8 protein-coding genes, 2 tRNA genes, 2 rRNA genes and 2 pseudogenes (1 of these 14 only partly in view) are annotated in these 14,438 nt (G+C 56.8%); 6 read left to right on the plus strand and 8 right to left on the minus strand.

Features of this window, described 5'->3' with window-relative positions; genetic code table 11:
* Nucleotides 1–2: 2 nt before the first annotated feature.
* Nucleotides 3–1,646, minus strand: coding sequence for a Na/Pi cotransporter family protein (locus QO002_RS12670; protein ID WP_307230155.1), 1,644 nt, complete (start codon nucleotides 1,644–1,646; stop codon nucleotides 3–5).
* Nucleotides 1,647–1,994: 348 nt separating this feature from the next.
* Between QO002_RS12670 and QO002_RS12675 the strand changes: the two genes are divergently transcribed.
* The 5 genes from QO002_RS12675 to QO002_RS12695 are packed head-to-tail and all read left to right on the plus strand — an operon-like array spanning nucleotide 1,995 to nucleotide 7,451.
* Complete coding sequence (locus tag QO002_RS12675; RefSeq protein ID WP_307230157.1) at nucleotides 1,995–3,887, plus strand: peptidylprolyl isomerase; 1,893 nt, start codon at nucleotides 1,995–1,997, stop codon at nucleotides 3,885–3,887.
* Nucleotides 3,888–3,907: 20 nt separating this feature from the next.
* Nucleotides 3,908–4,936 (plus strand): anthranilate phosphoribosyltransferase, encoded by a 1,029-nt coding sequence (trpD, locus tag QO002_RS12680; RefSeq protein WP_307230160.1) that lies wholly within the window; start codon nucleotides 3,908–3,910, stop codon nucleotides 4,934–4,936.
* A complete protein-coding gene (trpC, locus tag QO002_RS12685) occupies nucleotides 4,933–5,748 on the plus strand; it encodes an indole-3-glycerol phosphate synthase TrpC (protein WP_307230162.1) in 816 nt (271 codons plus the stop codon). The genes trpD and trpC overlap by 4 nt, the downstream gene beginning before the upstream one ends.
* Entirely contained in the window at nucleotides 5,745–6,236 is a 492-nt protein-coding gene (gene moaC, locus QO002_RS12690; RefSeq protein ID WP_307230164.1) for a cyclic pyranopterin monophosphate synthase MoaC, read from the plus strand. Before trpC ends, moaC begins: the two co-directional genes overlap by 4 nt.
* Before the next feature lie 3 nt (nucleotides 6,237–6,239).
* Nucleotides 6,240–7,451: a molybdopterin molybdotransferase MoeA gene (locus QO002_RS12695; RefSeq protein WP_307230166.1), complete on the plus strand. Its 1,212-nt coding sequence runs from the start codon at nucleotides 6,240–6,242 to the stop codon at nucleotides 7,449–7,451.
* On the opposite strand, the gene QO002_RS12700 is transcribed toward QO002_RS12695, so the two are convergent.
* Both QO002_RS12700 and QO002_RS12705 read right to left on the minus strand, forming a co-directional pair.
* Complete coding sequence (locus QO002_RS12700; protein WP_307230168.1) at nucleotides 7,452–7,619, minus strand: hypothetical protein; 168 nt, start codon at nucleotides 7,617–7,619, stop codon at nucleotides 7,452–7,454. It lies immediately after the preceding gene.
* Nucleotides 7,609–7,911, minus strand: a complete 303-nt coding sequence (locus QO002_RS12705; RefSeq protein WP_307230170.1) for a hypothetical protein — start codon at nucleotides 7,909–7,911, stop codon at nucleotides 7,609–7,611. Before QO002_RS12705 ends, QO002_RS12700 begins: the two co-directional genes overlap by 11 nt.
* Nucleotides 7,912–7,963: 52 nt before the next feature.
* Between QO002_RS12705 and QO002_RS12710 the strand changes: the two genes are divergently transcribed.
* Nucleotides 7,964–8,039: transfer RNA gene (locus QO002_RS12710), tRNA-Thr, on the plus strand.
* Between the two features lie 552 nt (nucleotides 8,040–8,591).
* Here QO002_RS12710 and QO002_RS12715 read toward each other — a convergent pair.
* The 5 genes and pseudogenes from QO002_RS12715 to QO002_RS12735 all read right to left on the minus strand — a co-directional run.
* A pseudogene (locus QO002_RS12715) lies at nucleotides 8,592–9,676 on the minus strand (IS110 family RNA-guided transposase).
* A 79-nt stretch (nucleotides 9,677–9,755) separates the two neighbouring features.
* Nucleotides 9,756–10,765: pseudogene (locus tag QO002_RS12720) on the minus strand (IS3 family transposase); the annotation flags it as partial.
* A 347-nt stretch (nucleotides 10,766–11,112) separates the two neighbouring features.
* Nucleotides 11,113–11,189: transfer RNA gene (locus QO002_RS12725), tRNA-Met, on the minus strand.
* 311 nt (nucleotides 11,190–11,500) lie between these two features.
* Nucleotides 11,501–11,615 (minus strand): 5S ribosomal RNA (rrf, locus tag QO002_RS12730).
* Nucleotides 11,616–11,977: 362 nt separating this feature from the next.
* Nucleotides 11,978–14,438, minus strand: a 23S ribosomal RNA gene (locus QO002_RS12735); it runs 475 nt beyond the window's last position.

Consider the following 14,438-nt stretch of genomic DNA (forward strand, 5'->3'; position numbering starts at 1 on the left):
GCTTATTCCGAGACAAGCCGGCTTTCGCTCAAAAGGCCGCTTTCATCAAGGATGGGATAGGCAACCGAGACGATATGCGCGTTTACGCGCTTGAGGTCGCGAAGCATGTCGAGGTGAAGCGAGCTGGTTTGCAGACTGTCGGCGCGACCATGTCGCAACCGCTCCAGATGGCGCTCCGATGAACGCTTTTCCATATGCCTGACATTGACCTTGACCTCGACCAGATGGCGCGCCAGATCGGCATTGCGCGTGACAAAAATCGTCTGGGCAATACGCAGGTTGTCAATCGTCAGGTCAAACAGGCTCTTGAGCTCCTGATAGCCCTCCTCCGAGAACTTGAGGCCATTTTCGACCTTCTTGACGACTTGTTCGGCCAATCCCTTTTCGATGATGTCGCCGATGTGCTCCAGGTTGATCGCATAGTCTATGATGACGATCGAGCGCCGGCCGTTCTCCCCGTCGAGACCATTTGCGCCGAGGCGTGACAGATAGATTTTAACCTCCTGCTGGAGCCTGTCGACTTCGCCTTCAAGTTTTTCGATATCGCGCAGCTGGTCCAGGTCGTTCCGGTTGAAGGCATCCATCGTATGAATAAGCATCGACTCGATCAGGTCGCCGACGCGAAGTACTTCGCGCGTCGCGCCCGAGAGAGCAATAACCGGCGTGGCCAGAGCCTTCTCGTCGAGGAAGCGCGGCCCGCTTTCAGGCTTTGGTTCATCCGGGATAGGTTTGAGCATAATGTTTGAAAGGACGCTCGAAAGCGGCCACGCCAGGATGGCGAGCGCCACATTAAATGCAAGGTGGATATCGACAGGCAGATTCTCCGCCGGGATCGGCGAAGTCTGAAGGTAGGACGCGAATGTCGAAGCCACCGGCAACGCGATCAGGCATCCTATGGCACGCACAAGAAGATTGCCTGTCGTCACACGCCTGGTCGAGGCTGGCGCACCGAGTGTTGTCATGACCGGTGGCACTGCACCGCCGAGATTGGCGCCCAACACGAGAGCGATCATCAGACTGGAGGAAAGGATACCTGTCGTTGACAGGGAAAGGATCAGCACGACCACTGCAAGGCTGGATGACGACAGAAAGGCAAGCACCGCAGAAAAGAGCAGCGCCACAGGAAGCGCGCCATCCAGCAAACCGATAAAAGCCGCGAGCGCCGGTGATGCCCGCATTGGTTCCGTCGCGATCCCCAGGAGATGCAGCGACAAAAGCATCAAACCAATGCCGACGAGAGCAGCCCCGCCGCCCTGTTGCGCACTTGATCTTCCGCTTCGGTGAAGAATGACGCCGGCGAGGATAAGAAGCGGTGACAGCCAGTCTACGCCGCGCGAGACGATCCACGCTGTGACAGCCGTTCCAACATTGGCCCCTAGCAGGACGACTTGGGCCATGCGGGCCTGTACGAGCCCCTTTTCGACGAACGAAGCGATCATCAAGGCCGTAGCGGTGGAACTCTGCAGAGCGACCGTGGCGACGAAGCCGCTTGCAAATGAACGCAAGGAGCCGCTGGTACCCCGGGCGAGCCCCGTACGCAACTTGATGCCGAAGGCTCTGGTGACGCCTTCTTTTACTTGAGACAACCCAAACAGCAGAAGGGCTATCGCGCCAAACAGGCTTATCATCACTGCCATTGAGCCCATGAGATATTCTACTGCCCCTTTCAACCGGGCCGCCGAAGCGGTGACTCGGTTAATTTTCCCTGTGTCGCCGCCAGGCAATTAAGCCTCACATCGACGATTTTACTAGAGAATATTCGCTTGCCGGCTAACAATTCCGACACGCCAAAGCCATTCTGCGCCGCATCCAAGGCGATCGGTTTTGCGAAAGCTGGCTGAACGTAGCCTTCGACAACCCCTGGCCACCTCTTCATGAGGCTTGGCACAATATTTTTTGGGCTTTGTGACACTTCTCATCCGAGCGGCTTTGTTTTAAGGAACGGGACCAACCGTCATCCGGCGGACACGAAATGCCACGAGGTATGCAATCCGATGCTTGAACTCCTGAGAAACGCCTCCAAGACCTGGGTCATTAAAGGCTTGATGGTCATTCTTGTGATTTCATTCGGCATATGGGGTGCATCGACCTCCATCGTCCATACCGGGTCTGACGCCGTGGTCACTGTCGGTGACGTCAAGGTATCGCCCAGCGACTTCCGTCTCGCCTATGAGCGGCAGATCGCCCAGCTCTCTCGCCAGTTCGGCACCAGGCTGACACGCGACCAGGCCCGAGCCTTCGGCGTCGAGTCGCAGGTTTATTCCCAGCTCGTTGCAGGGGCCACACTGGATCAGCTCTCGGAGGACATGAACCTCGGCCTTTCCCAGGATCGCCTCGCAACCCTCATTAGCGAAGACCCGGCCTTCCATGGCGTCAATGGCCAGTTCGATCGGTTGACCTTCTCCAGCGTCCTGCGCAATGCCGGCCTGCGAGAACAGGACTATATCAACAATCGCAGCCAGGTTGCCGTGCGCTCGCAGATCGTCGAAGCCCTCTCCGATGGCTATTCCGCGCCAAAGATCCTGACCGAAGCCCTGCACCAATATCGCAACGAAGCCCGCGATCTCGATTATCTGCTTTTGTCCAATGCCAATATCGATCCGATCAAGGCTCCGGCAGACGACGTTCTCACGCCGTGGTTCGAAACCCACAAGGCCGAATATCGCGCGCCCGAGTTCCGCCGCCTCGCCTATGTGAAGCTTGAGCCTGCTGATATCGCCGATCCGAAGACGGTCACCGACGAGGAGCTTCGCGCGGATTACGACAAGCGCAAGGATAGCTTCAGCGCCGCCGAAATCCGCACGATCGAACAGCTCGCGTTCCCCTCGCGCGAAGCAGCTGATGAAGCGGCCGGGAAGCTCGCTGCCGGCACGTCCTTTGATGACGTCGTTACCGAACAGGGCAAGACCAGCACGGACGTTCTGCTCGGTGATTTCACCCGTGATCGTGTTCCGGATGCCAAGATTGCCGATGCGGCCTTTGCCGTCACGCTCGATGGCGGCGTAACGCCAGTTGTCGATGGTGCCTTCGGCCCGGTCATCCTGCGCGTTTCCAACATCAAGCCGGCGACCGTGAAGACCTTCGATGAAGCCAAGGAAGAGTTGCGCCAGGAAGTCGCGCTTTCCAACGCCGCCAACGAGATCATGGGTATCCATGACAAGTTCGAGGATGCACGGGTTTCCGGCGCCACCATGCAGGAAGCGGCGAGCCAATCGGGTCTGAAGCTCGTTGTCATCAATGCGATCGATGCACGCGGCAATGACGCGGACGGCGAGCCTGTTGCCGGCATTCCGGAAGCCAAGGCGCTGCTTGAAGAAGCCTTTAAAGCCGAGGTGGGTGGCGAAACGCTGCCGGTCAATCTCGGCCGTGATGGTTATGTCTGGTTCGATGTCGAGGAAGTCACCCCGTCGCGCGACCGCACCCTTGATGAAGCCCGCGAGAAAGTGGTCGCGGACTGGACGGCTGAACAGCAGCGCAAGGCCTTAGCAGCCAAGGCCGAAGAGCTGAAGGCGCGCGTTCAAAAGGGCGAAACGCTTGCTGCGATCGCCACGGAGCTTGGCATTGCCGTAGAAACCAAGACCGGTCTGCGGCGCTCGTCCGACGACGCCGCTCTGAGCCCGGCAGCCGTCACAGCTGCCTTCAGCGGCCCCGAGGGTACTGTTGCCAATGCAGCCGGTGTCGGTGGGGAGGGCCAGATCCTTCTCAAGGTTACCGCCGTGAACCCGGATGCTCCGGTCAATGCGCTCGACAGCGACGATCGGCAGATTGACGCCGTTGCGCGCTCAAGCGGTGATGACATCCTTGACCAGATGGTGACCGAGCTGCAGACCGGCTATGGTGTATCGATCAACCAGCAACTCGCCGAGACTTCGCTGGCCCGGCAATAAAATATGACGAGGATGCATTCATGCCGGATTTGAAGCCTTTCATCGCGAAGGCGGCCGCAGGTGAAGCGCTGGATCGCACCGATGCGCGCGCAGCCTTCGAAATCATCATGTCCGGCGAGGCAACCCCGTCGCAGATCGGCGGCTTCCTGATGGCGCTGCGCGTGCGCGGCGAAACCGTTGACGAAATCGTCGGAGCCGTCGCGGCCATGCGCGCGCGCATGCTGACAGTCGAGGCGCCTGCCGACGCAATTGATATTGTCGGAACCGGGGGCGACGGCGCCGGCACCTACAATATCTCCACGCTGGCTGCTCTCATCGTCGCCGGCGCCGGCGTGCCCGTCGCCAAGCACGGCAATCGGGCACTCAGCTCGAAGTCCGGCACGGCGGACGCCCTCTCCTGCCTCGGCGTAAAGCTCGATATCGGACCCGAGGCCATCTCCCGCAGCATTGCTGAAGCCGGGCTCGGCTTCATGTTCGCCCAGCAGCATCATTCGGCGATGCGGCATGTCGGCCCGACTCGGGTTGAACTCGGAACCCGTACGATCTTCAATCTGCTCGGCCCGCTTTCAAACCCGGCGGGTGTCACCCAGCAGCTTGTCGGCGTCTTTGCACCCCGCTGGCTGGTTCCGATTGCCGAGGTGCTGCGTGATCTCGGCTCGAAGAGTGTCTGGGTCGTCCATGGCGACGGACTGGATGAAATCACCACGACAGGCACAACTCAAGTGGCGGCCCTGGAAAACGGTGAGATCAGAACATTCGAACTGTCACCGGACGATTTTGGACTTCCAACCGTTGGGATCGCTGATCTGAAAGGCAGAGACGGTGCGTACAACGCCCTGGCTCTGAAGGGTGTTCTCGAAGGCGATGCAACAGCTTACCGCGATATTTCGCTGGCCAACGCGGCCGCCTCGCTAGTCGTCGCAGGCCGCGCCGAGGATCTTCGCGGCGGCATGGAGATTGCCCGCAATTCGCTTACCAGCGGAAGCGCGAAGACAACGCTTGAAAAGCTCGTGGCCTCCACCAACTCCGTGGCAGGAGAACAGCGATGACAGACATTCTGCAGAAGATCGAGATCTACAAGCGCGAGGAAATCGCGGCCGCGAAATCGAAGGTCTCGCTTGCTGACCTCAGAGCCATGCAGGCTGATCAGGAAGCCCCGCGCGGTTTCATGGCAAGCCTCCGTGCCAGGAAGGCAGAGGGACTTTTCGGCCTGATTGCGGAAATCAAGAAAGCCAGCCCTTCCAAGGGGCTGATCCGCGCCGACTTCGATCCGCCGAGCCTTGCAAAGGCCTACGAGGCGGGTGGCGCAGCCTGTCTTTCCGTCCTGACGGACACGCCGAGTTTTCAGGGCCAACCCAGCTTTTTGACAGCGGCACGCGCGGCTTGTTCCCTGCCCGCGCTACGCAAGGATTTCATGTTCGATACTTATCAGGTGCATGAGGCACGGGCCTGGGGTGCGGACTGCATTTTGCTAATCATGGCATCGCTCAGCGACGACGATGCCCGCCGGCTGGAGCATGAAGCCTTTGCCCTCGGCATGGACGTTCTGGTCGAAGTTCATGACCAGGAAGAACTGGAACGTGCGCTGAAGCTCAAGTCCAAGCTTCTCGGCATCAACAACCGCAATCTTAAGACGTTCGAGGTCGATATCGCGCTTTCCGAGAAGCTTGCACCGCTGGTGCCGGAGGATCGGCTCCTGGTTGGCGAGAGTGGCATTTTTACCCATGACGAATGTGTCCGCCTGCAGACATCCGGGATCAGCACCTTCCTCGTTGGCGAAAGCCTGATGCGCAAGGATGATGTTGCTGCAGCAACGCGCCAGCTTCTGACAGGCTCAGCAGCGGTTATGGCCGCGGAATGACGCGAGGCCCCTCCCTCACCCATATCGATGCCGCCGGAACCGCAAGCATGGTCGATGTCGGCGACAAGGAGGAGACTGTTCGTGTCGCCGTTGCCGAGGGTTATGTCCATATGAAGCCGGAAACCCTGGAGCTCATTCTCAATGGCAATGCAAAGAAGGGGGACGTGATCGCGACAGCCAGGATTGCGGGCATCATGGCTGCGAAACAGACGGCAACCCTCATTCCGCTTTGTCATCCTTTGATGCTGAGCAAAGTCGCCGTCGATATTACCCCTGACCCAAACCTGCCAGGCCTGAGGGTGGAGGCAATGGCCAAGCTCACCGGTCGAACCGGCGTGGAGATGGAGGCTTTGACGGCAGCAAGTGTTGCCTGCCTCACCATTTATGACATGGCCAAGGCCGCCGACCGCGAGATGGAGATTGGCGGCATCCGCCTCCGGCGCAAGTCCGGCGGACGATCCGGCGATTTCGAACGCGTAGGGTCCTAAGCCATGGCGCTGCTTCCGGTCGATGAAGCGCTGCGAAGACTTCTTGCTCTGGCGCCGGCCGAGCGTCGAACAGAGAGTGTCTCGCTGGATATGGCCCACGGTCGCATTCTCGCCGAGGACGTCCGGGCGTTGCTGACCCACCCCGCCTTCGATAACTCGGCCATGGATGGCTACGCCGGGCGCCATGAGGATTTCTCCAAAACCGCTGTGGAACTGACGGTGATCGGGCAATCCGCCGCCGGGCGCGGTTTTACGGGCCGGCTGGGAGCGGGCGAAGTCGTGCGCATCTTTACCGGCGCGCCAATTCCCGAGGGCGCTGATTGCGTGCTTGCACAGGAGGATGCCGAGCGGCTCGCAAACGACCGTATTCGTGCGCACTTCTCACCACCCAAGGGTCGCCATATACGCCCAAAAGGCCAGGATTTTGCCAAGGGTGACGTCATCGTCCATGCAGGCGAAAGCATGACCCCGGCCCGCCTGACGGTCGCCGCCGCCATGAACCATCCCTCCTTGTCTGTGGTTGCCCGCCCCAAGGTCGCCATCCTCGCGACTGGTGATGAACTCCTGCCACCGGGCTCACAGCCAGGCCCGGACCAGATCATCGCCTCCAACAGTTTCGGCGTGGGCGCGATCGCCCGCGAAAACGGCGCCGACATCATCGATCTCGGAATCATCGGCGACGACAAGACGGCGATCACCGAAGCCGTCCGTCAGGCAGTCAGGTCGGGTGTGGACGTGTTGGTCACGCTGGGCGGCGCATCGGTTGGCGATCACGATTTGGTTCAACCGGCGCTTCTTGACGCCGGAATGGTGCTCGATTTCTGGAAGATCGCGATGCGTCCGGGCAAGCCGCTGATGGTCGGCTCCCTTGGGAAAACAGTCGTTCTGGGGTTGCCGGGTAACCCGGTCTCCAGCCTGGTATGCTCCTACCTGTTTCTGGAGCCGATTCTGCGCCATCTGGGTGGATTACCTGCCAATAACAGGCTGGTATCGGCTCAACTCGGTGAAGCGCTGCCGGCCAACGATGTCCGGCAGGACTATATTCGCGGCCGGTTGCGCAAGAATGACAATGGGGACCGGATTGCGGATCCTTTTGCACGGCAGGACTCATCGATGATGCGGGTCTTTGCCCAGGCTGATTGCCTCATCATCCGGCCAGTTGGCGCACCGGCAGCGGAGGCCGGCGCACCATGCGAGATCATGCTGTTAAGCTGATTAATTCAGCGGAATGCCCACATTGGCTCCGCTCTTCGCACCCAGGAACGGCTGCGGATAAGCCCCCTGATAGTCCGCGTAGGTCGTGTTGTTGCCGCCTGTGCTAGCGCAGCCCGAGAGCATCGCGAGCGCACTCAATACAGCAAACGTTACAGATCTAAAGTTCATCGCTCTCTCCGGTCATAAATATTTTGCGAAGGGGGTACGGGATGGCCAGCCCATCCTTTGCCACAATCAGCACGGTAAGCCGTTGAATGTTCCGCAACAAGCGGTTTTTTAGCCTTCGCACACCGGCGCGTTTCATTCGTCCGAAGGATGTTTCAGCATGGGACAGACGGGCCGGAAAGATAACATCTTCAACTTCGACGTCACATTCGCCACGAGAAACTCGACAGCGTTGGACTTCGACCAGGATGGCGAGAGCTTTCGAAAGCAGTCCTTCAAAAATAAGCAGAAACACTCCATTTTCGCTTTACACACCGGCTGAATATGGTACTGCCATCCGCGTTGGCGCCCTTATAGCTCAGTTGGTAGAGCATCTGATTTGTAATCAGAGGGTCGGGAGTTCGAGTCTCTCTGGGGGCACCAGTCTTTTCAATAACTTAGACAAGATTCTTAAGGTAACAGACAGGGAAGACCTCTGTTTTGTAATGACCCTGTAATGACTCTTGCCTTTCTCACTGACATTGAACAGCTTTGAGCCCCTCGCTTTCGGGTGGATGATTCACGCCTTCTGTACGGAGGTAATCCCCCCGTTTTTAACGGGTCCGATCAGTAGAATTTACGCTGCCATTTTCAGTTTCTGCCTCGGCGTGATGCCGCCGATAGCCATATTGGGTCGGTCATTGTTGTATGTCCATATGTGGACGGCTCCCGATTGCAAGCACTTTCAGCGGATATTTGATCGGATCGCTTGCTTCCATATGTGCGGCCTTTGTATGCGGTTAAACATTACCGCTGGCCAAGATGGTTTCCGCGACATGTGTTCCTAACAGAGCCTCGACTTTCGATAGCCATTGGACTTAACGGAGTTTCACGTGTCTTGGATCGATCGATCACGCCATCTGCTTTTTCTTGCAAGTTCACAGCATCAACTCACAACGGTAGCATTCTAATCCCGCTCACCGTCATGGCCAATCTTCATATTGCCGGTGCTGGTCCTGTAGGCCGTTGGTATGCTTCTCCGCTTATCATCAGCTTCCAGGCAATACGGGCGATCTTGTTGGCGAGCGCCACGGCGACCAGCTTTGGTCTCTTTCGTCGTAGGAGTTCGAGAAGCCATCGAGAGGCATGCTTGCTTCGACCGGCTCTGACGTGCTGAAGAAGAGCAGTTGCGCCAACTACCAATATGCTTCGCAGTAATTCATCTCCCGCACGAGTGATCCCTCCAAGCCTCACTCTTCCAGCGGTAGAATGATCTTTGGGCGTTAGGCCAATCCAGGCAGCAAAATCGCGGCCTGATCTGAACATTTTCGGATCCGGCGCTTTCATTCTCAGCAGGGAGGCACCGATCGGACCCACCCCAGGAATTTCGGCCAAGCGCCGGCTACATTCATCGGAACGGTGCAAGGCAATCAGTTTCTCATCGACCGTTTCGATTTCGACAAGCAGATCTCGATATTCAACGCCTTGGATGACGAAGAGTTCGCGTGCGAGTTCCGGTACAGATTTGTCGGTGGCAATGCGCTCCAGCAACGGCTCGATCCGGCACATCCCCTTGGCGACGATGATGCCAAATTCCAGCGCAAAACCGCGTATCGCATTAGCGAGCTGAGTGCGGTTGCGCAGCAGCCTTTCCCTCACAACGACCAACATCAACGCTGCCTGTTGTTCCGCAGTCTTCACTGGCACGAAACGCATGGTCGGCCGGCTCATCGCCTCGCACAAAGCCTCCGCGTCCGCCATGTCGTTCTTACCACGCTTGACATAGGGTTTCGCCAATTGCGGTGCGATCTATAGCGCGGCGATCTGGATGAGATTCTCATCCTGATTGTCGCGCCGCAGCGATCAGCTTCACATCGTGGCCAAGCGCTCCCAAAAACCTGGCCCAATGATGAGACCCTCCACACGCTTCAATTGCAACAGTGGTCGGCGGCGTTTTCTCGAAGTATTTCACCATTTCGCGAAAACCTCTTGCGAAGAACAGGCTGCTCGCTGGCAGTCACGCCATGCAATTGGAAAACGTTCTTTGACGTGTCCATACCAATTCGGATAATCTCTTCCACGAACGGTCTCCCTTGATTGAGTACCTTACCGAACTCATTCTGGCACATTCGATGCCGTTGGGAGCCGTCCACTCCAACAGAGCCAGCGTGTGGCGTGATCCTGCACCTCCTTGATGGTATCGAATATCAAGCATCCCAGCCATTCATGCCGAACCGTGCGGTTGTAGCGCTCGATGTAGGCGTTTTGCTGCGGCTTGCCCGGCTGGATATGGGCGATGGTGATGTTTCGCTTCTCGGCCCACGCCAAAAGCGTGCCGCTGATATATTCCGGGCCGTTATCGACACGAATTATATCCGGCTTGCCACGCCACTCGATGATCCGGTTGAGGGATCGAACGACCCGCTCGGCTGGCAACGAGAAATCGACCTCGATGCCAAGCCCCTCACGGTTGAAGTCATCGATGACGTTCAAGGTCCGGAACGAGCGGCCGTCGGCAAGCTGATCGGCCATGAAATCCATCGACCAGGTCCGGTTCGGGTGTTCCGGCACGGCCAGCGGTTCGGGACGCTCTCGAACCAAACGCTTCCTGGGCTTGATCCGAAGGTTCAATTCCAGTTCGCGATAGATGCGATACACCCGCTTGTGGTTCCAGGTGAAGCCCTTGATGTTGCGCAGATAAAGGAAGCACAGGCCGAAACCCCAAGTCTTCCTGGCTGTGGTCAGACGCAGCAACCAGTCGGCAATGTCTTCGTTCTCGCTGTCGAGCTTGCGTCCATATCGATAGCACGTCTCGCTGATCGAGAACGTCCGGCACGCGAGGGCCACTTTGATATTATGCTTCTGGACCGCTTGCATGGCCATCTCCTTGCGTTGAGACGGCCTCAGCGCTTTTTTCCGAGAGCTTCCTTCAAAAGATCGTTCTGCATGCTCAGTTCCGCATACATCTTCTTCAGTCGCCGGTTCTCGTCTTCCATGCTCCTCATTTGGCTGACCATGGACGCATCCATGCCGCCTAACCGGGCCCGCCACTTGTAAAAGCTGGCATCGCTCATGCCATGCTCCCGGCACAACTGCGCAACAGGAATGCCGTCCTCTGCCTGCTTCAGGATCGCCATGATCTGCGCGTCGCTAAATCGTGATGTCTTCATCGGAATCTTCTCCAAAATCTTTGTGAGAAAATTCTACTTTAAAGCCCGTTTAGTTTGCGGGGGGACTACCGGGGGATTACCCTCGATGACGAAGTACTGATACTGGAACGCTTTGAGAAGCAGAAGAAGGCTCCAGGCGTGATACCGGCCAAGCTTGCAGAGAGGCTGATTCAAGCACGAGTTCTTCGAGATAAGGCTCAACGGTCGAAATAGCTATCCGGTAACACTGATCGGCACGTGCGACTTGGATGCGAAGGATGGGGTTTTGAGGGGCGAATGAAGCTGAACGTCAAAAAGCCCCGTTGGCTTTCGCGATCGGGGCTTTTGGTTATTCTGTCTGGAAGATCTGGTTGCGGGGGCAGGATTTGAACCTGCGGCCTTCAGGTTATGAGCCTGACGAGCTACCGGGCTGCTCCACCCCGCGCCAATTTTTTGCCTTTGGCAAAAAGATTGCTGCGACCCTTTGGTCGCTTCTGCCGAGTTTTGGCAAAGCCAAAATCTCGTTTGAGTTCTTTTATCGGCGCTTTTGCTTATTGCAAAAGCTCGATTGACCAACATTTCGTCTGTTTATGCGGTTTAATTTACCGAAGCAAAAAGGCCGCTTGAGGGCGGCCCGTTGTTTCGGCTTGGGCCGGCGTTTGTTGAGAGAAGATATGGTTTTTTGTTGAACATGCAGCTTATCCTCAGCCTTACGGCATCGGGCGCATGTTATCGGTTTATTCTTGCCTTTTGCAGACCTGGCAGCGACCTACTCTCCCGCGTCTTAAGACGAAGTACCATTGGCGCTGGGGCGTTTCACGGCCGTGTTCGGAATGGGAACGGGTGCGGCCACCCCGCAATAACCACCAGGTCGGCAAAGGGCAAGATTTACACCTGCAATGCAGGTGTAAATCTCGCTCTTTGCTTGTCCGATACTCCTTGTCCTGTTCGCTTGGCGCTCACAGGGGACATCGGACGGCCATACGGTCATCTCACGAGGAGGCGACTTTGGGCCAGAGCGATTTTCACACCGCAGATGCGGGTAAAACCGATATTTGAGAAGCTGGTTGAAGCCTGCGTAAACCGCCTGCGGTTTATCGCTTTTGCTTCATTTGTCTTATGTGAACACGTCTTTTTTTGATGGCTTATGGTTCAGTCGGACGAAGACTTCGTCTTCGCCGAGTATCGGACAAACGCTTTGCGTTTGCCGAGTGATGAACACAAGCAATGGGAACGATCAAGCCAATCGAACGATTAGTACCGGTAAGCTTCATGCATTACTGCACTTCCACACCCGGCCTATCAACGTGGTAGTCTTCCACGGTTCTCAAGGGAATACTCGTTTTCAGGTTGGTTTCCCGCTTAGATGCCTTCAGCGGTTATCCATTCCATATATAGCTACCCTGCTATGCGGCTGGCGCCACAACAGGTCCACCAGAGATATGTCCATCCCGGTCCTCTCGTACTAGGGACAGATCCTGTCAATATTCCTACACCCACGGCAGATAGGGACCGAACTGTCTCACGACGTTCTGAACCCAGCTCACGTACCGCTTTAATTGGCGAACAGCCAAACCCTTGGGACCTGCTCCAGCCCCAGGATGCGATGAGCCGACATCGAGGTGCCAAACAACCCCGTCGATATGGACTCTTGGGGGTCATCAGCCTGTTATCCCCGGCGTACCTTTTATCCGTTGAGCGATGGCCCTTCCACACGGGACCACCGGATCACTATGACCGACTTTCGTCTCTGCTCGACTTGTCAGTCTCGCAGTCAGGCGGGCTTATGCCATTGCACTCGACGACCGATTTCCGACCGGTCTGAGCCCACCATCGCGCGCCTCCGTTACTCTTTCGGAGGCGACCGCCCCAGTCAAACTACCCACCATACACTGTCCCGGATCCGGATAACGGACCGCGGTTAGACATCCATGACGATAAGGGTGGTATTTCAAGGATGGCTCCACCTGAACTGGCGTCCAAGCTTCAAAGCCTACCACCTATCCTACACATGCCGACACGAATGCCAGTGTAAAGCTATAGTAAAGGTGCACGGGGTCTTTCCGTCTGACCGCAGGAACCCCGCATCTTCACGGGGAATTCAATTTCACTGAGTCTATGCTGGAGACAGCGGGGAAGTCGTTACGCCATTCGTGCAGGTCGGAACTTACCCGACAAGGAATTTCGCTACCTTAGGACCGTTATAGTTACGGCCGCCGTTTACTGGGGCTTCGATTCAAAGCTTGCACCTCTCCTCTTAACCTTCCAGCACCGGGCAGGCGTCAGGCCCTATACGTCGTTTTGCAACTTCGCAGAGCCCTGTGTTTTTGATAAACAGTCGCTACCCCCTGGTCTGTGCCACCCTGACATACTTGCGTACGACAGGGTCACGCTTCTTCCGAAGTTACGCGTGCAATTTGCCGAGTTCCTTCAGCATAGTTCTCTCAAGCGCCTTGGTATACTCTACCTGACCACCTGTGTCGGTTTCGGGTACGGTCTATACGGTGGAGCTATTTCCTGGAACCGCTTCCCCGCCCGGACAATCCAATAAGTCCGAACAAGTTACGCAATCCGTCACTACCACCAGGCCCACGAATATTAACGTGGTTCCCATCGACTACGCATTTCTGCCTCATCTTAGGGGCCGGCTAACCCTGCTCAGATTAACTTTAAGCAGGAACCCTTGGTCTTTCGGCGAGGGGGTCTCTCACCCCCTTTATCGTTACTCATGTCAACATTCGCACTTCCGATACCTCCAGGACCCCTCACAGGTATCCCTTCACAGGCTTACGGAACGCTCCGCTACCACAGCGTCTTCGTGAGAAGATCGCTATCCTCAGCTTCGGTGCATGGCTTTAGCCCCGTTACATTTTCGGCGCAAAGACCCTTATTTAGACCAGTGAGCTGTTACGCTTTCTTTAAATGATGGCTGCTTCTAAGCCAACATCCTGGTTGTTTTGGGATCCTCACATCCTTTCCCACTTAGCCATGACTTGGGGACCTTAGCTGGAGGTCAGGGTTGTTGCCCTCTTCACGACGGACGTTAGCACCCGCCGTGTGTCTGCCGACTAGTACTCCTCGGTATTCGGAGTTTGGTTAGGATCAGTAAGACGGTGAGTCCCCATAGCCCATCCAGTGCTCTACCCCCGAGGGTATTCGGTCGACGCACTACCTAAATAGTTTTCGCGGAGAACCAGCTATTTCCGAGTTTGATTGGCCTTTCACCCCTAGCCACAAGTCATCCCAATCTATTGCAACAGATGCGGGTTCGGTCCTCCAGTTGGTGTTACCCAACCTTCAACCTGCTCATGGCTAGATCACTCGGTTTCGGGTCTAATGCGACGAACTGAACGCCCTGTTCAGACTCGCTTTCGCTGCGCCTTCACCTATCGGCTTAAGCTTGCTCGTCACACTAAGTCGTTGACCCATTATACAAAAGGTACGCCGTCACCCAACCCACTAAAGGGCCCGGGCTCCGACTGTTTGTAGGCAACCGGTTTCAGGTTCTATTTCACTCCCCTTGTCGGGGTGCTTTTCACCTTTCCCTCACGGTACTTGTTCGCTATCGGTCATGCACGAGTACTTAGGCTTGGAGGGTGGTCCCCCCAATTTCAAACAGGATTTCACGTGTCCCGCCTTACTCAAGGACCTTGGGTGTTCTACATGTACGGGGCTATCACCCGCTACGGCCGGA

Source organism: Pararhizobium capsulatum DSM 1112, from assembly GCF_030814475.1.
GTDB lineage: Bacteria > Pseudomonadota > Alphaproteobacteria > Rhizobiales > Rhizobiaceae > Pararhizobium > Pararhizobium capsulatum.